The sequence below is a fragment of the Streptomyces umbrinus genome (assembly GCF_030817415.1).
Classification (GTDB): domain Bacteria; phylum Actinomycetota; class Actinomycetes; order Streptomycetales; family Streptomycetaceae; genus Streptomyces; species Streptomyces umbrinus_A.
On record NZ_JAUSZI010000002.1, the window covers coordinates 8,152,768 to 8,173,558 of the forward strand.

Annotated in this window: 21 protein-coding genes and 1 riboswitch; of the genes, 9 read left to right on the forward strand and 12 right to left on the reverse strand. The window is 70.7% G+C overall.

The annotated features are described in order from the left end of the window. Positions 1-14 precede the first annotated feature (14 nt). The 7 genes from QF035_RS36010 to QF035_RS36040 form a co-directional block, all read right to left on the reverse strand. Positions 15-728: a YoaK family protein gene (locus tag QF035_RS36010; protein WP_307524925.1), complete on the reverse strand. Its 714-nt coding sequence runs from the start codon at positions 726-728 to the stop codon at positions 15-17. A gap of 154 nt (positions 729-882) precedes the next feature. Continuing rightward, the gene (locus QF035_RS36015) at positions 883-1,308 is read right to left on the reverse strand and encodes a transglycosylase SLT domain-containing protein (RefSeq protein ID WP_055618274.1); all 426 of its coding nucleotides are present in this window, start codon (positions 1,306-1,308) and stop codon (positions 883-885) included. 333 nt (positions 1,309-1,641) lie between these two features. Further along, positions 1,642-2,535, reverse strand: a complete 894-nt coding sequence (locus QF035_RS36020; RefSeq protein WP_307524927.1) for an ECF transporter S component — start codon at positions 2,533-2,535, stop codon at positions 1,642-1,644. After that, positions 2,532-4,286, reverse strand: coding sequence for an ABC transporter ATP-binding protein (locus QF035_RS36025; protein ID WP_307524929.1), 1,755 nt, complete (start codon positions 4,284-4,286; stop codon positions 2,532-2,534). Before QF035_RS36025 ends, QF035_RS36020 begins: the two co-directional genes overlap by 4 nt. Then, a complete protein-coding gene (locus QF035_RS36030) occupies positions 4,283-5,641 on the reverse strand; it encodes an energy-coupling factor transporter transmembrane component T (RefSeq protein WP_373466788.1) in 1,359 nt (452 codons plus the stop codon). Before QF035_RS36030 ends, QF035_RS36025 begins: the two co-directional genes overlap by 4 nt. After that, positions 5,614-6,297: an SCO2322 family protein gene (locus QF035_RS36035; RefSeq protein WP_307524931.1), complete on the reverse strand. Its 684-nt coding sequence runs from the start codon at positions 6,295-6,297 to the stop codon at positions 5,614-5,616. Before QF035_RS36035 ends, QF035_RS36030 begins: the two co-directional genes overlap by 28 nt. Continuing rightward, on the reverse strand, positions 6,294-7,571 hold the full coding sequence (locus QF035_RS36040; protein ID WP_307524932.1) for a prenyltransferase/squalene oxidase repeat-containing protein: 1,278 nt from the start codon (positions 7,569-7,571) through the stop codon (positions 6,294-6,296). Before QF035_RS36040 ends, QF035_RS36035 begins: the two co-directional genes overlap by 4 nt. Before the next feature lie 90 nt (positions 7,572-7,661). Then, a riboswitch (cobalamin riboswitch) is annotated at positions 7,662-7,844 on the reverse strand. Between the two features lie 65 nt (positions 7,845-7,909). On the opposite strand from QF035_RS36040, the gene QF035_RS36045 reads away from it, so the two are divergent. Beyond that, positions 7,910-8,647 (forward strand): phosphotransferase, encoded by a 738-nt coding sequence (locus QF035_RS36045; RefSeq protein WP_307524934.1) that lies wholly within the window; start codon positions 7,910-7,912, stop codon positions 8,645-8,647. A 61-nt stretch (positions 8,648-8,708) separates the two neighbouring features. On the opposite strand, the gene QF035_RS36050 is transcribed toward QF035_RS36045, so the two are convergent. Then, positions 8,709-9,734, reverse strand: a complete 1,026-nt coding sequence (locus QF035_RS36050) for an MBL fold metallo-hydrolase (protein WP_307524936.1) — start codon at positions 9,732-9,734, stop codon at positions 8,709-8,711. 207 nt (positions 9,735-9,941) lie between these two features. Between QF035_RS36050 and QF035_RS36055 the strand changes: the two genes are divergently transcribed. Together QF035_RS36055 and QF035_RS36060 are read left to right on the forward strand one after the other, a co-directional pair. After that, positions 9,942-11,399, forward strand: a complete 1,458-nt coding sequence (locus tag QF035_RS36055; RefSeq protein WP_307524938.1) for an aldehyde dehydrogenase — start codon at positions 9,942-9,944, stop codon at positions 11,397-11,399. Between the two features lie 3 nt (positions 11,400-11,402). Beyond that, positions 11,403-11,636 (forward strand): ferredoxin, encoded by a 234-nt coding sequence (locus QF035_RS36060; protein WP_055618707.1) that lies wholly within the window; start codon positions 11,403-11,405, stop codon positions 11,634-11,636. A 25-nt stretch (positions 11,637-11,661) separates the two neighbouring features. Here the strand turns inward: QF035_RS36060 and QF035_RS36065 are convergent, their stop codons facing one another. Genes QF035_RS36065 through QF035_RS36075 form a run of 3 tightly spaced genes read right to left on the reverse strand, consistent with a single transcriptional unit; the run spans position 11,662 to position 12,931 of the window. Continuing rightward, positions 11,662-12,039 carry a hypothetical protein gene (locus tag QF035_RS36065; RefSeq protein ID WP_269653439.1) on the reverse strand — a complete coding sequence of 126 codons (378 nt, stop codon included), beginning with the start codon at positions 12,037-12,039 and terminating at the stop codon, positions 11,662-11,664. Beyond that, complete coding sequence (locus QF035_RS36070) at positions 12,036-12,239, reverse strand: hypothetical protein (RefSeq protein WP_269653440.1); 204 nt, start codon at positions 12,237-12,239, stop codon at positions 12,036-12,038. Before QF035_RS36070 ends, QF035_RS36065 begins: the two co-directional genes overlap by 4 nt. Positions 12,240-12,283: 44 nt before the next feature. After that, positions 12,284-12,931, reverse strand: coding sequence for a TetR family transcriptional regulator (locus QF035_RS36075; RefSeq protein ID WP_269653441.1), 648 nt, complete (start codon positions 12,929-12,931; stop codon positions 12,284-12,286). A gap of 234 nt (positions 12,932-13,165) precedes the next feature. On the opposite strand from QF035_RS36075, the gene QF035_RS36080 reads away from it, so the two are divergent. Genes QF035_RS36080 through QF035_RS36090 form a run of 3 tightly spaced genes read left to right on the forward strand, consistent with a single transcriptional unit; the run spans position 13,166 to position 16,670 of the window. Next, positions 13,166-14,839 (forward strand): glycosyltransferase family 4 protein, encoded by a 1,674-nt coding sequence (locus QF035_RS36080; protein WP_307524942.1) that lies wholly within the window; start codon positions 13,166-13,168, stop codon positions 14,837-14,839. Continuing rightward, positions 14,833-15,603 carry a class I SAM-dependent methyltransferase gene (locus QF035_RS36085; protein ID WP_307524943.1) on the forward strand — a complete coding sequence of 257 codons (771 nt, stop codon included), beginning with the start codon at positions 14,833-14,835 and terminating at the stop codon, positions 15,601-15,603. The genes QF035_RS36080 and QF035_RS36085 overlap by 7 nt, the downstream gene beginning before the upstream one ends. Then, positions 15,600-16,670, forward strand: a complete 1,071-nt coding sequence (locus QF035_RS36090; RefSeq protein WP_307524945.1) for a prenyltransferase — start codon at positions 15,600-15,602, stop codon at positions 16,668-16,670. The genes QF035_RS36085 and QF035_RS36090 overlap by 4 nt, the downstream gene beginning before the upstream one ends. Before the next feature lie 48 nt (positions 16,671-16,718). Here QF035_RS36090 and QF035_RS36095 read toward each other — a convergent pair whose 3' ends face one another. Continuing rightward, a complete protein-coding gene (locus QF035_RS36095; protein ID WP_055617873.1) occupies positions 16,719-17,015 on the reverse strand; it encodes a hypothetical protein in 297 nt (98 codons plus the stop codon). Positions 17,016-17,230: 215 nt separating this feature from the next. Here QF035_RS36095 and QF035_RS36100 point away from each other — a divergent pair, with 215 nt between their 5' ends. Genes QF035_RS36100 through QF035_RS36110 form a run of 3 tightly spaced genes read left to right on the forward strand, consistent with a single transcriptional unit; the run spans position 17,231 to position 20,779 of the window. Continuing rightward, positions 17,231-18,451, forward strand: a complete 1,221-nt coding sequence (locus QF035_RS36100) for a hypothetical protein (RefSeq protein ID WP_307524947.1) — start codon at positions 17,231-17,233, stop codon at positions 18,449-18,451. After that, positions 18,448-20,034, forward strand: coding sequence for a vWA domain-containing protein (locus QF035_RS36105; RefSeq protein ID WP_307524949.1), 1,587 nt, complete (start codon positions 18,448-18,450; stop codon positions 20,032-20,034). Before QF035_RS36100 ends, QF035_RS36105 begins: the two co-directional genes overlap by 4 nt. Beyond that, on the forward strand, positions 20,021-20,779 hold the full coding sequence (locus tag QF035_RS36110; protein WP_307524951.1) for a hypothetical protein: 759 nt from the start codon (positions 20,021-20,023) through the stop codon (positions 20,777-20,779). Before QF035_RS36105 ends, QF035_RS36110 begins: the two co-directional genes overlap by 14 nt. The last annotated feature ends 12 nt before the right edge of the window (positions 20,780-20,791 follow it).

Genomic DNA, 20,791 nt, shown 5'->3' on the forward strand with positions numbered 1-20,791 from the left:
GTGAGGAGAGGCTTCTATTCCCGCCCCGAAGTCACCACCGCCAACACCCCCACGATCCCTGCCGCGACCAGCAGCGGAATGGCCAGGCCGTGGTGGAGTACCAGCCATGCGCCGAGCAGTGCGCCCGCGAGCATCGCGATCACCGATGCCGTGCGGCGTGGGGAGTGGTGGGCGGTGCCGCCCGCGGCGCGGGAGTCGCTTGCGAGGCCGGTCAGGGTCATCGTCAGGACGGTGGTCGTCAGGTCGGGCACGCCCAGTTTGCGTACGGTCGCGTTGCGCAGGCCCATCGCGAAGGCCGTCACCGCGATGAGGGTGTAGACGGTGGCGGTCGCGCCGGGTGCGGCGAAGGCGACCACGGAGGCCGCGCCCACGAGTACCGCCTCGGCGGCCAGCGTGAGGCGGGCCCAGGTCCGGCGCGAGCCTTTGCCCAGGCGTACCGCGACGCGTCCGCCCGCCACCGCGCCCACCAGGAAGGCGCCCAGTGACGTCAGCGTGTGCGACACCGAGAAGCCGGGTGCGCCGGCGGCGGCGAAGCCCAGCACGACCACGTTGCCGGTCATGTTCGCCGTAAAGACGTGCTCAAGGCCGAGATAGCTCACCGCGTCGATCAGCCCGCTGACCACGGTCAGGGCCAGCAGAACGATGACCAGCCGCAGACCGCGCGCCTCGGGATCGGGGGCGAGATCGGGATCGGGGCCGCCTGTCTTCCCTGTCTCTTCGGCGCTCATGGGGCCTCCGGTCGGCGCGGGTGGGCTCGGTGCCCGCAAGTTCATCACGGGTGGCCGTCGAGATTCCGGATGCGCCCCACCGGAACATGGCGAAGGCGGCGGCCCCGGGGATCGGGGGCCGCCGCCTTCGCGTACGGGGGTGCTGCTGGGCCGGTCAGTACCAGCCGTTGGCCTGCCAGAAGTTCCAGGCGCCGGTCGGGCTGCCGTAGCGGTCGTTCATGTAGTCGAGGCCCCACTTGATCTGGGTCTTCGGGTTCGTCTTCCAGTCTGAACCGGCGGAGGCCATCTTCGAGGCCGGCAGGGCCTGGACCAGGCCGTAGGCGCCGGAGGAAGAGTTGGTGGCGGTGACGTTCCAGCCGCTCTCGTGCTCGACGATCTTGCTGAACGCCTTGTACTGCGAGTCGTTCGGGATCATCTTCTGAGCGATCGCCTTGGCCGAGGTGGGGGAAGCCTTCGCGGGGGCCGCGGCCTGAGCGGGGCCCGCCGCGAACACCATGCCGGCGGTGGCAGCGGCCACGGCGGCACCGGTGAGGGCCTTCTTCGGAGTGGCGATGCGGCGGATGCGGGTGGAGATGGACACAGAGAACCTTTTCCTTCGGGGACATGGCGGTCGCTCGTACGCCGTGACCCGTAAGGCCTTGGCATGCGTTGGCGCCGAGGCCCGGGTGGGCTCGTCGGCGCCTTGCGACTCCTCCAGAGAAACAGGCTCGGAGGGTGTCCGCAATGACCCCTTTTGCTAGTTGCGGTCGTATCCGCCACGAAAGGTCCTTCTGTGACGTGGCTCTCAATCCGCAGGTCAGGGGCGATGAAGGCGTGGGCATGACACAAGGAATGATCTACGATCGCGCTTAGTAAGTGACCTAAGTCCTGTGGGCCGCCTCACGGTGGGTGTAACCCGCAGTGGTTGAAGCGTCTACGGTGTGCGGCCGGACGGTGTGACGGGCGCCGCATCACGTGGCTCCTCGAAGGTGACCGACGTCTCGAAGGCGGCCCTCCGCGTGGCCCGCCGGAGCGCTTTGAGGACGGTCGCGCCGAGCGTGAGGGTCAGGACGACGGTCACGGCGGCCCGGCCCAGGTCCCAGCCGAGCGAGGTGGCCAGACAGTACGCGACGAAACGGGCCAGGTTGGCGTCCACGTCGTCGTGCGGGTCGAAGGCGACGTTCGACGACAGCGCGTCCATGAAGGGCCAGCCGGCCAGATTCATGAACATGCCGTACGCGAAGGCCGCGACGAACCCGTACAGGGCGAGCATCGACAGCTCGCCCCGGCCGCGCAGCCGGTCCGGGCCCGGCAGCAGGCCCGCGCCCATCGTGAACCAGCCCATGGACAGCATCTGGAACGGCATCCACGGTCCGACCCCGCCCGTGAGCAGCGCCGACGCGAACATCGTGACCGCCCCGAGTACGAATCCGAAGCCCGGCCCGAGGACCCGCCCGCTCAGCACCATCAGGAAGAACATGGGCTCGATGCCGGCGGTTCCGGCTCCGATCGGCCGCAGCGCGGCCCCCGTCGCGGCGAGCACGCCGAGCATGGCCACGGCCTTGGGGCCGAGCCCCGACTCGGAGATCGTCGCCCCGACGACCCCGACCAGCAGTACAAGCAGCCCCGCGAACAGCCAGGGCGCGTCCTTGGAGTGGGCACTCACCTGGGACGTGGGCCCGCTGAAGAACGGCCAGGTGAGCGCCGCCAGACCGACGAGGCTGACAAGGAGGAGGGTGGCGAGGGAACGGGGGCCCAGGCGGATGGGGCGGGCTTGGCGTTGGGGGAGGGGGTGAGGTTCGGGGCGGGGGTGCGACTTCTCGTTCATGAGCTCGGCTCCTCCTCCCCTTCGGTCGCGCGGAGCGCCTCGCGTACCTGCGGGACCGTGAGCCATTTCTGCGGGGCGAGGATCTTGGTGACCTGTGGAGCGAAGGACGGGGAGGCGACGACGACCTCGGCCGTCGGGCCGTCCGCCACGGGCTCGCCGTCGGCGAGGATGACGACCCGGTGGGAGAGTTCGGCGGCCAGCTCGACGTCATGGGTGGCCAGCACGATGGCGTGGCCCTCGGCCGCCAGCCCCCGCAGGACGGTGACCAGACGGGACTTCGCCGCGTAGTCGAGGCCGCGGGTCGGCTCGTCGAGGAGGAGCAGGGGAGGGCGGGCCGTCAGTACGACCGCCAGCGCGAGCGCGAGCCGCTGACCCTCCGAGAGGTCCCGCGGATGCGTGTCGTCCGCGATGCCCGGGAGCAGCTCGGACACCAGGGTCCGGCAGGTGCCCGGTTCCGCCCCCGCGTCGGAGTCGGCGGCTGCGCACTCCCCGGCCACCGTGTCGGCGTACAGCAGGTCGCGGGGCTCCTGCGGTACGAGGCCGACGTGGCGGATGAGTTCACGGGGTGCCGTGCGGTGGGGCTCGACACCGCCCACGCGCACGGATCCCGACGCCGGTTGGACCAGGCCGACAAGGGCGGAGAGCAGCGTGGACTTGCCGGCGCCGTTGCGGCCCATGAGGGCGACTGTCTCGCCGGGGTCGACAGTGAGCGTGACGGAGCGGAGCACTTCGGTGCGGCCGCGGCGGACGGAGAGGTTCTCAATCACCGCTGAGCGGCTGGCGGTTGGGGTTGTGGTCCGGGGTGTGGTCTCGGGGGTGCGCCTGCGGAAGAGACGGGGGCGGGGGTGACGGGTGGGCGTCGGGGTGCTTTCCGCCGGGAGCAGGGGGGCCGTGTTCGCGTACGTGCTCGTCGTGTTCGCAGCTCCGTACGTGCTGTTCTCCAGCCGCTCCCGCAGCGTGCCCGCCCTTCGTCGGGCGTCCCTCACTGTCAGCGGCAGGGGTGACCAGCCGGCGAGCCTGCCCAGCGCCACCACCGGGGGGTACACCGGGGAGACGGCCATGACCTCGGACGGTGTGCCCAGCACGAGTGGGGCGCCGGGGGTGGGGAGGAGGGCGACCTGGTCGGCGTACTGGATGACGCGTTCCAGGCGGTGCTCGGCCATGAGGACCGTCGTGCCGAGGTCGTGCACGAGGCGCTGGAGGACGGCGAGTACCTCCTCCGCGGCGGCCGGGTCGAGGGCCGAGGTCGGTTCGTCGAGGACCAGGACCTTGGGGTGCGGGGTGAGGACCGAGCCGATCGCGACGCGCTGCTGCTGGCCGCCGGAGAGCGTGGAGATGGGACGGTCGCGGAGGTCGGCGAGGCCGAGCAGGTCCAGGGTCTCCTCGACGCGGCGGCGCATCACGTCGGGGGCGAGGCCCAACGACTCCATTCCGTACGCGAGTTCGTCCTCGACCGTGTCCGTCACGAAGTGCGACAGCGGATCCTGGCCCACCGTGCCGACCACGTCGGCGAGTTCGCGCGGCTTGTGGGTCCGGGTGTCACGGCCCGCCACCGTCACGCGGCCGCGCAGGGTGCCACCCGTGAAGTGCGGGACCAGTCCGTTCACCGCGCCGAGCACCGTCGACTTGCCGACCCCGGACGGGCCGACCAGCAGCATCAACTCGCCCTCGGGGACGGTGAGTTCGATGCCCTGGACGGTCGGCCCTGCCGCTCCGTCGTATGTCACGGAGACATTCTCGAAGCGGATCATGAGGGTTCCTTGCGGGTGTTCTCGGGTGCGGGGGCGACGAAGGCGGGGAGGAGGCCGAGGAGGATCGCCGCCGCGGGCCACAGGGGGAGTGTCGGCGCGGTCAGCGGGACGACACCGGGGTGCAGGGCCTCGGAGTTGGACGGGGTGTAGGAGGCGTACAGGATCAGCAGCGTCGCGACCGCCGCGCCGGACGCGGCGACCAGCCATGCGCGTACGCCCCACGCGTCCGGCCGGTAGCGCGTACGCAGCGAGCGGCGGCCGCCGAGCCACAGGCCGCCGAGGGCCGCGGCGAGTCCGGCGAGCAGTACGGGCAGGCCGTAGCTGCCGCCCTCCGCGGTGAGCAGGCCGTACGTTCCGGCGCAGACCCCGACCAGACCGCCCAGCGTGAGTGCGGCGGTTGTGCGGCGGACTGTTCGTGGTACGTCCGCCGTGCGGCCGTAGCCGCGTGCGTCCATCGCCGCCGCGAGGGAGACGGACCGCTCCAACGCGCCCTCCAGGACCGGGAGTCCGACCTGGAGCAGGCCGCGCAGGCCCTTGTCCGGGCGGCCTCGGAGGCGGCGGGCGGCGCGCAGGCGCTGGACGTCCGCGATCAGGTTCGGGGCGAAGGTGAGGGCCACGACTACGGCAACTCCCGCTTCGTACAAGGCTCCTGGGAGGGATTTGAGGAGGCGGGCCGGGTTCGCGAGGGCGTTCGCCGCGCCTACGCAGATGAGGAGGGTGGCGAGTTTCAGGCCGTCGTAGAGGGCGAAGGTCAGGCCTTCCGCGGTGACTCTGCCTCCGATGCGGATGCCCTCCGCCCAGTCCGGGAGGGGGAGTTCGGGGAGGGTGAGGAGGGTGTGGGTGCCGGGGATGGGGGAGCCGAGGATTACTGCGAACGCCAGGCGGATGAGCAGGACGGCCAGGGCGAGTTTCACGAAGGCGCCGTAGGAGTGGGCCCAGGGGGCCTCTGTTCGGCGGGCCGCCACTACGTAGCCGGCTACGCCGATCAGTAGGGCCAGGAGGAGGGGGTTTGTGGTGCGGGATGCGGCTGTTCCCAGGCCCAGGGCCCAGAGCCACCAGGCGCCTGGGTGGATTGCGTTGGTTCTGGTTGCCTGCGGCGCGGTGAGTCTGCGTTGGACTTTTTTGGATAGGGCGCCCGGTGTCGTGGGCTGTGCCCACCCTCCCCCATTCTCGGCTTCGCTCGAACGGGGGGACCCCCATCGCCCTGCGGAACGCCTGCCCACAGAGGTAGCAGCGGTAGCTGGGGAGGGGGTGGGCGTAGGCCCGGAAGTGTCTCCGGTGTCTCGTCCCCAGTACTCGTCGTCGCTCGCGGTCATCGCAGGGCCCGTCAGCCCCGGCGCCGACGGGCCTGCCACACGACCGCCGCGCCCAGGGCCGCCACCGCGGCGATTCCGGCCAGCAGGCCCACCGAGGGGCCGCCGTTCCCGTTGCCGCGCTTGCTTTCCGCCTCCGCGCCCGGCGACGCCGAAGTCTTCGGGCGGTTGCCCGCGACCGGCTCTCCGCAACCCGTGGTCGGGTAGCCCGCGATGGCGCAGAGCAGAGCGTTGGTGTCGTAGCGGAGGGGCTTGGCGACGGCGGCGAGGGCGTCTGCGGTCGTGGCGTCGTCGTCGACGCGGGCGCAGGCCGTGCGGGGGCGGGGCGGGGTCGAGCCGGACGGGGCGTCCGCGGCCGTGCCGAAGTCGAGGACGAGGCCGACCCGCTTGGACCCCTCCCGTGCGGGCGTCTTCGCGCAGATCGTCGCGAAGTCGGCGGCGCCGCGCGGCTTCGCCGAGTCCTTCGAGTCCTCGCTCACCGAGAAACGGAACCCCTGGACGTCACCGTCCGAGGGCCGCGCGGTCGACGGTCCCTGGGTCGCGTACACCCACGTATCGGCCGTATCGGCCGTATCGGCGGTGGAATTCCGGTCCCAGAAGGACCAGTAGCGGTAGCCGACCGCCTGGGCCTGCCCCGCCGTGCCGAGGACGGCGAGCAGGAGACACAGGACCGGCAGAACCAGGCGGCGGCAGGTCACGGCTGCTGCTTCTTGTTACGGCCGCTGAGGAGGAAGCCGATGCCGATGCCGCCGACCAGGCCGACCCCGATGATCCACCAGAGGCTGACCCCGCCGTCGTCCTCGTCCGAGGCGTTGTCCTGTTCGTCCTTGTCGTTCTTTTCGTCCGCCGGGGCCGTGGAAGCGTCGGAGGACGTCGCCGCGGGGCCGGTCGCGCCGAGCTGCTTCACGAGGTCGGCGCCGCCGAAGGCGCGCGGGTCCGTACCGGTGGCGTTCGCCGCGAAGATCAGCTGCGCGTACGCCGCCGGGCCGCTCTTCGCCGCCCAGGTGCCGGAGTTCTTCTCCAGCCAGGCCAGCGGCTTCCCGGTGTCGGCCGTGCGGCCGGCGGCGGCGAGCGCGACGACCGTGTCGGCGGTGTTGCCGTAGTCGGGCTGGTCCTCGGCACCGGGGAGGGACGACTTCAGGTAGCCGTTCTTGGCGACCGCGCCCGCGAGGTACAGGGCGCCGTTGGCCGCCGCGTCCTCGATCGTGAAGGAGTCGCCGCCCGCGCACTGGGACGCCTTCGGGGACGCCTTGTCGGGGCCGTCCTCTTCGGGATCGGCGTCCAGGCCCTCGCCGAGCGCGCCGAGCACCCCCGCCGCCGTGGCGTCCGCGTTCGCCGCGAGCTTGCCCTTCTTGTCCGGCTGGAAGGCGAAGGCGCCGCCGCCGGTCTCGTCGCAGGGGACGGAGAGGCCGAGCAGGGCGTCGTACGGCGTCCGGTCGTCCTTCGAGGGCACGTCCTTCGGGTCGGTGTCCCCGGCGTCCAGGGCCCCGATCACGACGGACGTGGAGTTGGTGTCGCTGGGCGTGCCGGGGAAGTAGCCCCAGCCGCCGTCCTTGTTCTGCACGGACTTCAGCCACTTCACGGCCGCGCCCGTCACGGCGTCGCTCGCGTCGAGGGCTTCCAGGGCCTGCAACGCGGCGGCCGTGCTGTTCGTGTCGACCTTGGTCTTGGCGTCGCACTTCGCGCTCGGGTCGGGGCGGTACGCCGCGAAGGCCCCGCTCTCGCACTGCTGGCCGACGAGCCAGTCGACGGACTTCTTCGCGGGCTCGACCCCCACGCTGTCCTGGGCGAGCAGTGCGAGCGACTGCCGCCAGACACCGTCGTAGGTGGGGTCGGTGCTGCCGTACAGGGCGGAGGGGAACGCCTGGGACGGGGTCGCGCCGGGCGACTCGTCGGCGAGGGCGGCCGGCGCGAACGCCGTACCGATCACGGCGGTGGCGGCCAGTACCGCTGCGCTGCGGCGGACAAACATGATCGGCGGGTGCCTCTCCCGGTCAGGGAGCCGGGCAGCCTGGAATCCAAGGCGGCTCGGCTCCGTATGCCTCGACGGTGCCGGTCACCGGCGGTTCCGGTGACGCGAGCCGGTCACGTCCGTACGGGGCAATCCGGCTCGCCGCCCCTGATCGACTGATCGACTGGTGGGCCGATCGACCGGGCGGCACACGGTTGCGGGTCAGCGCCGGATTTGCACCGGCTTCCCCCCGTACGACTGTGATGACGACCCGCTCACTGTACCGGCCCGTAGCAAGACCCTGAGGGCCGCCTGTGGGGGCGCCTGTGAGGCCGGGCGGCTCCGGGTAACTTCTGCCCATGGGGATACCTGCGGGGGCCGGCCGCCTGCTCGGCTCGGGGCGCACGGCGGATGTCTACGCGCTCGGCGATGGCGGTGATCACGACGGCCTCGGCGATCACGGTGGTCCCGGGGGCGGGGCGTGGGTGCTGCGCCGGTACCGGGACGGCTACGGGGACGCGCAGGCCGAGGCGGCCGTCATGGAGTACGTACGGGGTCACGGCTATCCCGTGCCGCGCGTGCGGGCGGCGGACGCGCGCACCGACCTCGTGATGGAGCGGCTGTACGGGCCGACCGTGGTCGAGGCGGTGGCCGCCGGTGAACTCACCGCGGGGGAGGCCGGATCGGTGCTCGCCCGGCTCCTGCGCGACCTGCACGTGATCCCGGCCCGCCGCTCCACCGACCCCGCCGTACGCGTCCTGCACCTGGACCTGCACCCCGAGAACGTTCTCCTCGCCCCGGCCGGCCCCATGGTGATCGACTGGGCCAACACCGACGAGGGGCCGCCCGGCCGCGACTGGAGCATGTCCGCCGTGATCGTGGCCCAGGTGGCCGTCGACGACGATCCCCGGGCGCCCCTGGCCGAGGAGATGCTCTCCGCCCTGCTGGCCGGCTGCCCCGACCCGGCGCTCCTGACGGGCCCGGACGGTGGTCTCGGCTGGGCGACGGGCCAGCGGGCCGCCAACCCGACGATGAGCCCCCACGAGGTCGAACTCCTCGGCGAGGCCGGGGAGTTGATCCGCAGGCTGCTGGACTAGCTCCGCGCCGGGACTGACCGCCTTGAGCCGCCGGACATGCCCTGGCGTCCGGGAGGCAGGTTCAAACGGCCACGTACGTCACCGGATCACTCCCCGGTACCGCCTCCGCGTGGCCCAGTTTCACCAGTCGGCGCAGGTGGGCCTCCGCCTCCGAGACGGCGATGTTCCTCGATCCGTAGGGGATGTCGTCCCACGGGCGGTTCCACTCCATGCGGACGGCGAGCTGCCAGGAGGTGAGCGGGGTGGAGAGGAGTGAGCGGAGGTCCGTGAGGCGGGACTCGTGGTGGTCCAGCAACTCCCTTACGCGGGACGGGGCGTCGGTGAACGCGTGCAGGTGGGCCGGGAGGACCTCGGCCGGTTCGAGGCGGCCGATCCGTTCCAGGGAGTCGAGGTAGTCGCCGAGCGGGTCGGCGACGGTCTCGTCGTCCGGATCCTCGTACAGGCCGATGTGCGGAGTGATTCTCGGCAGGAGATGGTCCCCCGAGAACAGGCGTCCGTGGCCCGGGAGTTGGGCCGGATGGGCCTCCTCCAGATGGAGGCAGACATGGCCGGGGGTGTGGCCCGGGGTCCAGATCGCGCGGAGTCGGCGGCCGGCGAGGTCGAGGAGCTCGCCGGGGACGATCTCGCGGTCGGGGAGCGCGGGGGAGGCGCCGGGGAACATCCGGGAGCGGGCGGTGCGCATCGGCGCCACGTGCTCCTCGGGCGCGCCCGAGGCGGTCAGCTTGTCCGCCATGTACGTGAACCAGCGCCCGGGCTTCGTCCCGCGCGTCCGCCGTACGATCGAGATGTCGGCGGCGTGCATCGCGATCCAGGCGCCGGACGCCTCCCGCACCTTGCCCGACAGGCCGTGGTGGTCCGGGTGGTGATGGGTGATCACCACTCCGTGGATCTCCGCGGCCGAAGTTCCGCAGGCTGTCAGTCCCTCGGCGAGCGCGTCCCAGGACGCCGGGTCGTCCCAGCCCGTGTCGATCAGCACCGGCCCGCGGTCGGTGTCCACGACATACACGAGCGTCGTTCCGAGTGGATTGTCCGGGATGGGAACCTCGACGGACCGTACGCCGCCGCCGTGATCGGTCACCTGTGCCATGGGTTCCCCTGTCGCCGACTCCCGGCCACTATAACTAGAACCAGTTCCAATGGGAGCCCAAGTCACTCACCGGGTCGGGGCGATGGATCACGGGAGTGGTGAAGTGGTGTGAGGTCCGTGGACTCCTCCAACCGGAACTGGTATCAGTTCCAGTGTTGTTGTTTCTGATGAACCGTCAGAAAACGTCCCGCGGAGAGGCAGTCGGCCATGACCGAGCTCGTGGAACACGGACAGCTGTTCATCGGCGGGGAGCTGGCCGCTCCCCTGGGCCAGGACGTGATCGAGGTGGTCTCCCCGCACACCGAGGAGGTCATCGGCCGGGTGCCGCACGCCTCGCGGGCGGACGTCGACCGGGCCGTCGCGGTCGCGCGGACCGCGTTCGACGAGGGTCCCTGGCCGCGGATGTCCCTCGACGAGCGCATCGAGGTCGTCAACCGGATCAAGGACGGGATCGCCGTACGGCATGAGGAGATCGCCCGTGTCATCTCCTCCGAGAACGGCTCCCCGTACTCCTGGAGCGTCCTCGCGCAGGCCCTCGGCGCGATGATGGTGTGGGACGCGGCGATCACGGTCGCGCGGGACTTCACGTACGAGGAGACGCGCGACGGAGTGCTCGGGAAGATCCTCGTGCGGCGCGAGCCGGTCGGGGTGGTCGCGGCCGTCGCGCCCTGGAACGTCCCGCAGTTCGTGGCGGCGGCCAAGCTCGCGCCCGCGCTGCTGACCGGCTGCACGGTCGTGCTCAAGCCCTCGCCCGAGTCGCCGCTCGACGCGTACATACTCGGCGAGATCGCGAAGGAGGCCGGGCTGCCGGAGGGTGTGCTCTCGATCCTGCCTGCGGACCGCGAGGTGAGCGAGTATCTCGTCGGGCATCCCGGGGTCGACAAGGTCTCCTTCACGGGTTCGGTCGCCGCGGGCAGGCGCGTCATGGAGGTCGCCTCGCGCAATCTCACGCGCGTGACACTGGAGTTGGGCGGGAAGTCGGCGGCGGTGGTCCTGTCGGACGCGGACATCGAGACCTCCGTGCCGGGCATCGTCTCGGCGGCCTGGATGAACAACGGCCAGGCGTGCGTCGCCCAGACCCGCATCCTGCTGCCGCGTTCGCGCTACGACGAGTTCGCGGAGGCGTTCGCCGCGGCGGCGGGCGCGCTGGTGGTCGGCGACCCGCTGGACCCGGCGACCCAGGTGGGCCCGCTGGTCGCGCAACGACAGCAGCAGCGCAACCTCGACTACATCCGCATCGGCCAGGAGGAGGGCGCCAAGATCCTCACGGGCGGCGGGCGTCCGCCCGGTCTCGACCGCGGCTGGTACGTCGAGCCGACGCTCTTCGGTGACGTCGACAACTCCATGCGGATCGCTCGCGAGGAGATCTTCGGGCCGGTGATCTGCCTTCTCCCGTACGGCGACGAGGCCGAGGCGGTCAAGATCGCCAACGACTCCGACTACGGGCTGAGCGGCAGCGTCTGGACGGCCGACGTGGCCCGTGGCATCGACGTGGCCCGCCAGGTCCGTACCGGCACGTACTCCGTCAACACCTTCAGCCTCGACATGCTCGGCCCGTTCGGCGGCTACAAGAACTCCGGCCTGGGACGCGAGTTCGGTCCCGAGGGCTACAGCGAGTTCCTGGAGCACAAGATGATCCACCTGCCCGCCGGATGGGAGGCCTGACCGATGGGCGACCGCTGGCACGTCGAGGTCGACCGCTCCCTCTGCATCGGCTCGGCCCAGTGCACCCACCTCGCCCCCACCGCCTTCCACCTCGACTCCGCCATGCAGTCCCACCCGGCGGAGCCGGAGTCCGACGCCAACGAGAAGGTCCTGGAGGCGGCGGAGGGGTGTCCGGTGGAGGCGATCATGATCACCCTCCTCGGCTCGGGCGAGGCGGTGTTTCCTCCGGAGGAGTGAGGGCCGAGGGCGGCGGCTGCGGGCCCTACCGCCAGGAGGCGATGGTGCGGGCTACGTCCCGGAGGTCGGCTTCCTGTGCTCGGATGGCTCCGGCCAGCAGGTGAACGTCGTCGGGTTTGGGGTCGACCGGCTGCTCGGAGGCGTTCATGTAGAGCGCGGTGCAGGCCCAGCCGATGACGGCGTTGAAGTCGGCGAAGGGCCGTAGGAGCAGAGCGGTGTGGAACAACGTGGCGGCACGCGCCGCCGGCTCTTCGTAGTAGAGCTGGCCGTGTGGCTGCTCGAAGAGGTGGCGGTCCGCCATGGCGTCCAAGGCGCCCCAGTCGGCGACGGGGGTGTTGACGGGCGAGACGCGCGTCTGGACCTCCAGGATCCACCCCGCGTCGACGCGGATGACAGGGCTCAACGCATGCCCTCCGGCATGTCCTTGAACACGTCCATGGCCCACGCGACGGTCTCGTCGACGCCCTGCAGGAACGCCGTCCGCTGTGCGTCCGCGAGGATTATGTCGTGCGCGTGGGAACGCATCGACTTGCCGAGCGAGGCCGCGTGCGCCTTGGCGAAAGCGAGCTCTTCCTCGGTGAATTCCACTGTGATCATCGGCATGCCGAAAATGGTAGCAGCGGTGAAATCGATGGCAGTAGCGTCGGTCAATCGTCCGTTGACGTCAGGTCGATCAACCTGCACACCGTCTCGATGTCGATCTTGACCTGGGCGATGGAGGCGCGGCCCGAGAGCCAGGTGATGAGGGCCGAGTGCCAGGTGTGTTCGATGACGCGGACCGCGGAGAGCTGGGCGGGGGTGGGGTCGTCGAGGCCCATCGCGTCGAGGATGATCACCGTGGTCTGGCGGGAGACCTGGTCGACCTCCGGGCTGACGCTGCGGTCGGCGAAGGTCAGGGCGCGGACCATCGCGTCGGCGAGATGCGGCTCGCGCTGGAGGGCGCGGAAGGCGCGCATCAGCGTCTCCGCCACCCGCTCCGCCGCCGTGTCGCCCGCGGGCGGCTTCTTGCGGAGCGTCCCGTGCATATGGGCGAGCTGGTCCTGCATCGTCGCGACCAGCAGATGCACCTTGGACGGGAAGTAGCGGTAGAGCGTGCCCAGGGCCACCTGGGACGACTCCGCGACCTCCCGCATCTGCACGGCGTCGAACCCGCCCCGGCTCGCCAGCTGCGCGCTCGCGTGCAGGATGCGCCGCCGCCGCGCCTCCTGGCGCTCGGTGAGCGGGGGAGTGACCGGCTGCGCGGCCCGAACCGCCGGCTGCGCGGCCTTCGCCGCAGTCTTGGCTTCCGCAGGCATGGATCCCGATTCCGTGACGTTCGTACAAGATTCGTACAACAGAGGGCTCGATGGGGACGAGTGGGCGACAGCAGAGTAGAGCCCGGCCGTGGCGTGAATCACCTGATCCACCGCTCACAGGAGAGCTACCTGCCGGTAGATTCTGTGCTCCCTGAACGATCAAGTCTGAAACTTGTTCTAGATTACCGTCCCGAAGTAATCTCGCGGGAACGTGCTGGAAGAAGGGGGCCGAGAGTGACCCATGAGGCCATGGAGGCAGGCCTCCACGAGGGCTCGGCCGCCGACGCCGACCGACCGCTGCGCATCGCGCTCCTCACCTATAAAGGGAACCCGTTCTGCGGCGGCCAGGGCGTCTACGTACGGCACCTCTCGCGCGAGCTCGCCCGCCTCGGCCACGAGGTGGAGGTCATCGGCTCCCAGCCCTACCCTGTGCTCGACGAGGGCGAGGGTGGATCACGGGGCCCGGGCGGGCTCTCTCTCACCGAGCTGCCCAGCCTCGATCTGTACCGCCACCCGGACCCCTTTCGTACGCCGAAGCGTGACGAGTACCGCGACTGGATCGACGCGCTCGAAGTCGGCACGATGTGGACCGGCGGCTTCCCGGAACCGCTGACGTTCTCCCTGCGCGCCCGCCGCCATCTCCGCGCCCGCCGCGGCGACTTCGACGTCGTGCACGACAACCAGACCCTGGGCTATGGGTTGTTGGGGGATGTGGGCGCCCCGCTGGTCACCACCATCCACCACCCCATCACCGTGGACCGGCAGTTGGAGCTGGACGCCGCGGAGGGTCGGCGCCGCCGGCTGTCCGTACGCCGCTGGTACGCGTTCACGCGCATGCAGAAGCGCGTCGCCCGCCGCCTCCCCTCCGTCCTCACCGTCTCCGGCACGTCCCGCCAGGAGATCGTCGACCACCTCGGCGTACGCGACGACCGCATCCACGTCGTCCACATCGGCGCCGACACCGACCTCTTCTCGCCGGATCCGTCCGTGCCGCAGGTGCCGGGCCGGATCGTCACCACGTCCAGCGCGGACGTCCCCCTCAAGGGCCTCGTCTTCCTCGTGGAGGCGCTCGCCAAGGTCCGTACGGAGCATCCCGCCGCCCACCTCGTCGTCGTCGGCAAGCGTGCCGAGGACGGGCCGGTCGCCCAGCTCATCGAGCGGTACGGCCTCGAAGGCTCCGTCGAGTTCGTGAAGGGCATCTCGGACGCGGAGCTCGTCGACCTCGTACGGTCCGCCGAGGTCGCCTGCGTGCCTTCCCTCTACGAGGGCTTCTCGCTGCCCGCCGCCGAGGCGATGGCCACCGGTACGCCGCTCGTGGCCACGACCGGCGGGGCCATCCCCGAGGTCACCGGCCCCGACGGCGAGACCTGCCTGGCCGTCAGGCCCGGCGACGCGGGGGCGCTGGCCGCTGGACTGAGCAGGCTGTTGGGCGACCCCCGGTTGCGTGAACGGCTCGGCTCGGCCGGACGGGAGCGCGTCCTCCGCCACTTCACCTGGGCCAAGGCCGCGGAGGGCACGGTAGCCCGCTACCGTGAGGCGATCGCGAGCGGTGACCGCTCCGCGGCCGGAACCCAGAGCCGCTCCGCGGCCGGAACCCAGAGCCGCTCCGCGGCCCGGCCGCAAAGCCGCTCCGCGGCAGGCGTTGACCGCTCCGCGCCCCAGCATCCCGGCCGCTCCGCGGCCTCACAGGATGCGGACCCGGCGCCCGCCACGCCTGCACACGTGGCGCCCGCCACGCCCGTACACCCGGCGCCCGCCGCGCCCGTGGACGCGGCGTCTGCCGCCTCGCTGGGCGCGGTGGCCGCGACGCCCGCGAACCGGCCCCCAGCCACCGCCCCCGTGAACATGGCCGCCTCCGGGGCCACCCCCGTGGACACCCCTCACCGTGAAAGCAGGACCACGTGCTGACCGTCGACTTCTCCCGGTTTCCGCTTGCCCCGGGGGACCGTGTGCTGGATCTCGGGTGCGGGGCGGGACGCCACGCCTTCGAGTGCTACCGGCGCGGCGGACACGTCGTCGCGCTGGACCAGAACGTGGAGGAGATCCGCGAGGTCGCCAAGTGGTTCGCCGCGATGAAGGAGGCGGGCGAGGCGCCGGAGGGCGCGACCGCCACCGCCATGGAGGGTGACGCGCTCCAACTCCCCTTCCCCGACGAGTCGTTCGACGTCGTCATCATCTCCGAGGTGATGGAGCACATCCCGGACGACAAGGGCGTACTCGCCGAGATGGTCCGCGTGCTCAAGCCCGGCGGGCGGATAGCCATCACCGTCCCGCGCTACGGGCCCGAGAAGGTCTGCTGGACGCTCTCGGACGCGTACCACGAGGTCGAGGGCGGCCACATCCGCATCTACAAGGCGGACGAGTTGCTCGGCAAGATCCGCGAGGCGGGCCTGCGGCCGTACGGCACGCATCACGCCCACGCGCTGCACAGCCCCTACTGGTGGCTGAAGTGCGCGTTCGGCGTCGACAACGACAAGGCGCTGCCGGTGCGGGCGTACCACAAGCTCCTCGTCTGGGACATCATGAAGAAACCCCTGGCCACCCGGGTCGCCGAACAGGCGCTGAACCCGCTGATCGGCAAGAGCTTCGTGGCGTACGCGACCAAGCCCCACCTGCCCGTCGACGCCGCCACGGTGAACCCCTCCGACGCTGCCACGGCGGACCCTTCGTGACGACACCGCGCACGGAGCACCTCGTCCTGACCGGAGTGCTCACCGCGGAAGAGGCCGCGCAGACCGTCCGGGGCATCCTGGCCGTACAGCGCGCGGACGGCGCCATCCCGTGGTTCCGCGGACACCACCTCGACCCGTGGGACCACACCGAGGCCGCCATGGCCCTGGACGCGGCCGGTGAGCACGAGGCCGCCGGGCGGGCGTACGACTGGCTGGCCCGGCACCAGAACCAGGACGGTTCCTGGTACGCGGCCTACGCCGACGGGGACGCCGCCGACGTCACCGACCGCGGCCGCGAGACCAACTTCTGCGCCTACGTCGCCGTCGGCGTGTGGCACCACTACCTCGCCACCGGCGACGACACGTTCCTGGACCAGATGTGGCCGACCGTGTTCGCGGCGGTGGAGTTCGTCCTCGAACTGCAGCAGCCCGGCGGGCAGATCGGCTGGAAGCGCGAGGACGACGGGACGCCCGTCGACGACGCGCTGCTGACCGGGAGTTCGTCCGTCCACCACGCGCTCCGCTGCGCGCTCGCCATCGCCGAGGAACGCGAAGAGCCCCAGCCCGACTGGGAGTTGGCGGTGGGCGCGCTGCGCCACGCGATACGCCGGCACCCGGAGCGGTTCCTCGACAAGGACCGCTACTCGATGGACTGGTACTACCCGGTGCTCGGCGGCGCGCTGACGGGCGCCGAGGCGAAGGACCGCATAGAGGGAGGCTGGGACCGCTTCGTGGTCCCGGGGCTCGGCGTACGGTGCGTCGTCCCCAACCCGTGGGTGACGGGCGGGGAGTCGGCCGAACTCGCCCTGGCGCTCTGGGCCGTGGGCGAGTCCGACCGGGCCCTGGAGATCCTCCAGTCGATCCAGCATCTGCGGGATCCGGGAACCGGCCTGTACTGGACGGGCTATGTCTTCGACGCCCAGGCCGTCTGGCCGGAGGAGCTGACCTCCTGGACGGCCGGTTCCCTGCTCCTCGCCGTCGCGGCTCTGGGCGGCGACGAGGCGACGTGCGCGGTCTTCAGCGGCGACCGCCTGCCGACGGGCCTGGACCCGGACTGCTGTCAGTAGGGGCCGGGCACCTGCTCGGTACGTACTCGCACCTGCTCGGTACGTACGTCAGTGACGGTGGGCGCGGTTGGCGATCGCGTGCCCCACGAAGAGGTACACGACGGCCGCGAGGCCATACCCTGCGACGACCCGTGCCCACTGCTCATCGAAGGTGAACAGGTCGTGCGACCAGCCGGCGAGCCAGCGTGCCGCGTCATGGATGAACTGGACGAAGTCATTGCCCTGGTTGGCGTCCAGCAGGTACATCAGGATCCAGAGGCCAAGGATGAGGGCCATGATGTCGGCGACGACCGCGATGACCGTGCCGGCCTGGTTGGCACCGTTACTGCGAGTTCGAGAGGACATGCTCTGCGAGTTGCCCTTGAATCCTGAATGAAACCTGTTGTGTTCGAACGCGTTGGAATCCTTCGAGGTCAAGGCGCCGTCGAAGGGCGGTGACAGACTCTCCCTGTGATGGTTCGTCAGCGCTTAACCTTTGTGCCAACTGCCGTTCGTCGTGAGGTGGTTCGGCGGTAAGCGCTGTCACCGACGATCCTGCCCCACGCTAGGGGGAGACGCCGGTGTCCGCGAACAGATCCGTGTCAGAGGAACCCCGTCTGGTCGTCAACAGACCCGAGCGCAGTCGCCTGCGCCGCACACTCGCTCTCACGCTCCCGGTCCCCGTGATCGGCCTGGTCCTGCTCCTGGCCTACGGCCATCTGCTGATGCCGCTCGACCGGGTCGTCACCATCGAGGCCAAGATGGCCTCCAAAAGGGACTTCTTCGAGGATCCCGAAGTCCGGCGCATCCTGATGGAGCACGGTTTCCGCGTCCACATCACGAACATGGGCTCCCGCGACATCGCCAACCAGGACGTCGAGGGATACGACGTGGTGTTCCCCTCCGGACAGCCCGCGGCGGACCTGATCACCAAGAGGCGTGCGGAGGCGGGCAACCCGGTGCTCACCTACCGGCCGTTCGTCAGCCCGATCGTGCTGGGCACCTACCGGGCGTACGCCGAGACGCTGAAGGACGCGGGGGTCGCAGAGCCCCAGCGGAACGGCGGTGTCGGCGGCAAGCCGCTCTACTACACGCTCAGCATGGGGAAGTTCCTGAAGCTGACCGCGGACGGCAAACGCTGGAAGAACATCCGAATCCAGGACCATGGGGTGGAGAACGGCAACAAGATCCTCGCCCAGACCTCGAACATCTGTCAGGCCAACTCCGGCGGCACGTATCTCGGCCTCGTCGCCTTCGTGCGACACGGGAACGACGCTCCGAACGGCACGCGCGAGGCGGAGGCTCTCGCCCAGGAGATCAAGCCGCTGCTCGTCGAACAGGGTCTGCCCGCCGCGGAGATGGCCGAGACCTACCTCTCCCCGAACGGCAAGAGCATCTCGCCGATCGCGGTCTTCTACGAGCACCAGTACCTGGCCCACCAGATCCGTCACCAGAAGGCGAAGGGCCGGCCGGACACCGACCGCGTCCTCCTCTATCCGGACACCCGCTTCGTGACCGAACCCCAACTGGTCGCCCTCACCAAGGACGGCGAGCGGCTCGGCCAACTGGTGACGAAGAACCCCGAACTCCAGGTGCGAGCCGTGGAGTTGGGCTTCAGGCCGCGGGACGCCACCGCGGACGAGACGAGCGACCAGCTGGCGAAGTACCTGACCGACCGCCGGATCCAGGCGCCCGTCACCTCCGCCGACGACACCAAGGCGGTCCTCCCCAGCCTGCCCGTCCTGGAGCGGATGATCCAGATCGTCGGAGACTGCCCGGAGCCGCGGAAGGACCCCAAGTGAGACGCGGGTGGTGGGCCCTGGCCCTGTGCCTGACGCTCACCCTGACCGTCACCGCCTGCTCCGGAAGCGACGACGAAAAGACCACCCTCCGCGTCCTCGCCGGCCCCGACCTCGCCGTACTGGAGCCGCTCCTCGACGAGTTGCGGGACGAGACCGGAGTCGAGCTCGACATGGACTACCGGGCCGACGCGGACACCGGCGAGGACCTGGTCTCGAGTGCCGGAAAGGGCGGCGGGCACGATCTGGCCTGGCTCTCCACCGACCGCTCCTTCCGGCTGCGCCACAAGGACACCGCCCAGCGGCTGCTGCGTACGCCGACCATGCTCTCGCCGGTCGTTGTCGGTCTGCGGCCGGACGTCGCACGCAAACTGCGCGCCAAGTCGCCGGAGGGCAGCCTCAGTTGGGCCGACATCGCCGAAGCCGCCGCCACCGGAACCGTACGCTTCGGGATGGCCGACCCCCGGCAGACGGGCAGCGGGCTCGCCGCGCTCGTCGGCGTCGCGACCGCCGCGGCCGGCACCGGTGGCGCCCTGCGCGAGAACGACGTCTCCTGCGACCGGCTGCGCGGCTTCCGCTCCGGGCAGAAACTCACCGCCGACTCCACCCGTGACCTGCTCGACGACTTCGTCGACCACCCCGGCACGGCCAACGCCCTCATCACGTACGAGTCCGACCTGCTCGCCCTCAACTCCGGTGGCCGGCTGAAGGAGAAGCTGGAGATCGTCCGCCCCGAGGACGGCATGGTCCTCGCCGACTTCCCCCTGCTGCTCCTCGACCCGGACGGCCCGGACCGACGGGCCGCCTACGACAAGGTCGTGGAGTGGCTCCAGCGGGACTCCGTACAGGAGAAGATCATGCGGACGGCCCTGCGGCGGCCGGTGAGCCCGTCCGCCCGGCGGGACGGACAACTGCGCACCCCGGTCGGCAACGCGCTCTTCTTCCCCGACCAACTGGCGGTCGTTGAGCGGCTGTTGGACGACTACGGCGATCCCCGGCGACGGGTCCCCGACCAGGTGATCTTCCTGCTCGACTTCTCCGGGTCGATGCGCGGCGAGCGCATGGCGGCCCTGCGCGAGGCCTTCGCGGACCTCAGCGGCGCGGACTCCTCGGCGACGGGCAAGTTCGCGCGCTTCTACCAGGGCGAGCGGCTGACCGTCGTACGGTTCGGCGGCCGCGTACTGGAGGAGAGGACCGTCACCGTCGACGGGCAGAAGGATCTGGCGACACTCGCCGACCTCGTCGCGCGCGGCGGCTACGGCGACGCGACCGCCGTCTGGACCGCCCTCGACCACGGCTACCGCACGGCCTCGACCGTGGTGGCCGACGACCCCGAACGGGCCGTGTCCATCGTCCTGATGACGGACGGCGAGAACAACTCCGGTATCGCGTACGAGGAGTTCGTACGCCGCTACGAGGCGCGGGCGGCCGAGACCCGCGCCGCGGTCCACACCTACCCCGTGCACTTCGGAGAGGCCGACGCAGGCGCACTGCGGCGCGCGGCCACGAAGACGGGCGGACGCATGGTGGACGCGCAGGGCTCATCCCTTTCCGAGGCGTTCAAGGAGATCCGTGGCTGTCGTTGACGCGCAGTGGTGGGGTGTGTGGTGGCCCTGGATGACGGTGTGGCTGGTCACCGCGGCCGGTCTGGTGACGCTCGGCGTCGTGCTGGCGCTGCACGTCAGGGAGCGAAGAAGGCGGGCGCTCGGGCAGCGGTCCGCGTACAGCATCTGCTTCTACCTCGATGAGAAGGCGGTGATGGACCTCTACCGGATCGGCAACTACAGCGCGGCACTGGAGCAGGCGGTCGAGCACCGGACCAACGTCAACACCAGCCTGGGGCTTTGGGGCAGGCTGCTGCCGTGGACGGTCAAGGCCAACCGGGACATCAGCCAGGAGAAGTTCAGCAGCTACGTCCAGAAGAGCGAGCCGATCTCCGTGATCGGGATGCTCATGGACGCCTTCGAGCGCGCCGACGTCATCGTCCACGCCGACCTGCGCTCCGGGGACGTCACCCCGAACCGCGCCCTCGCCGAGACCCTCGGCCCCGAGGCCGGCCGCGGCGGGCTCGCGCTGAGCGACATCGAGGAGTTCGTCTCGGTCCGCGGCCGCTTCCTGGTGGAGTCGGAGTCCACCGAGGAGATCGTGCTGCGCGCTCCCTACGGGGATCCCGGCCGGCCCGCCCACGTTCGTGTCACCTGCGCGGCCGGCGGTCTGCGCGGCGAGCGGATCAACGACGGTACCTTCCAGGCCCGTTGCCTCGGCAAGATGACCGGCTGGCGCTCGGACAGCCGAGAAGTCACGCTGGAGGCGATAGCCATATTCCGGTAGCCGGACACGCCC

What these genes read in the sequence shown, in the direction of transcription:
- QF035_RS36010 (WP_307524925.1), bottom strand. Translation starts at nt 728, where the DNA reads ATGAGCGCCGAAGAGACAGGGAAGACAGGCGGCCCCGATCCCGATCTC.
- QF035_RS36020 (WP_307524927.1), bottom strand. Translation starts at nt 2,535, where the DNA reads ATGAACGAGAAGTCGCACCCCCGCCCCGAACCTCACCCCCTCCCCCAA.
- QF035_RS36025 (WP_307524929.1), bottom strand. Translation starts at nt 4,286, where the DNA reads ATGATCCGCTTCGAGAATGTCTCCGTGACATACGACGGAGCGGCAGGG.
- QF035_RS36040 (WP_307524932.1), bottom strand. Translation starts at nt 7,571, where the DNA reads ATGTTTGTCCGCCGCAGCGCAGCGGTACTGGCCGCCACCGCCGTGATC.
- QF035_RS36045 (WP_307524934.1), top strand. Translation starts at nt 7,910, where the DNA reads ATGGGGATACCTGCGGGGGCCGGCCGCCTGCTCGGCTCGGGGCGCACG.
- QF035_RS36050 (WP_307524936.1), bottom strand. Translation starts at nt 9,734, where the DNA reads ATGGCACAGGTGACCGATCACGGCGGCGGCGTACGGTCCGTCGAGGTT.
- QF035_RS36055 (WP_307524938.1), top strand. Translation starts at nt 9,942, where the DNA reads ATGACCGAGCTCGTGGAACACGGACAGCTGTTCATCGGCGGGGAGCTG.
- QF035_RS36060 (WP_055618707.1), top strand. Translation starts at nt 11,403, where the DNA reads ATGGGCGACCGCTGGCACGTCGAGGTCGACCGCTCCCTCTGCATCGGC.
- QF035_RS36070 (WP_269653440.1), bottom strand. Translation starts at nt 12,239, where the DNA reads ATGCCGATGATCACAGTGGAATTCACCGAGGAAGAGCTCGCTTTCGCC.
- QF035_RS36075 (WP_269653441.1), bottom strand. Translation starts at nt 12,931, where the DNA reads ATGCCTGCGGAAGCCAAGACTGCGGCGAAGGCCGCGCAGCCGGCGGTT.
- QF035_RS36095 (WP_055617873.1), bottom strand. Translation starts at nt 17,015, where the DNA reads ATGTCCTCTCGAACTCGCAGTAACGGTGCCAACCAGGCCGGCACGGTC.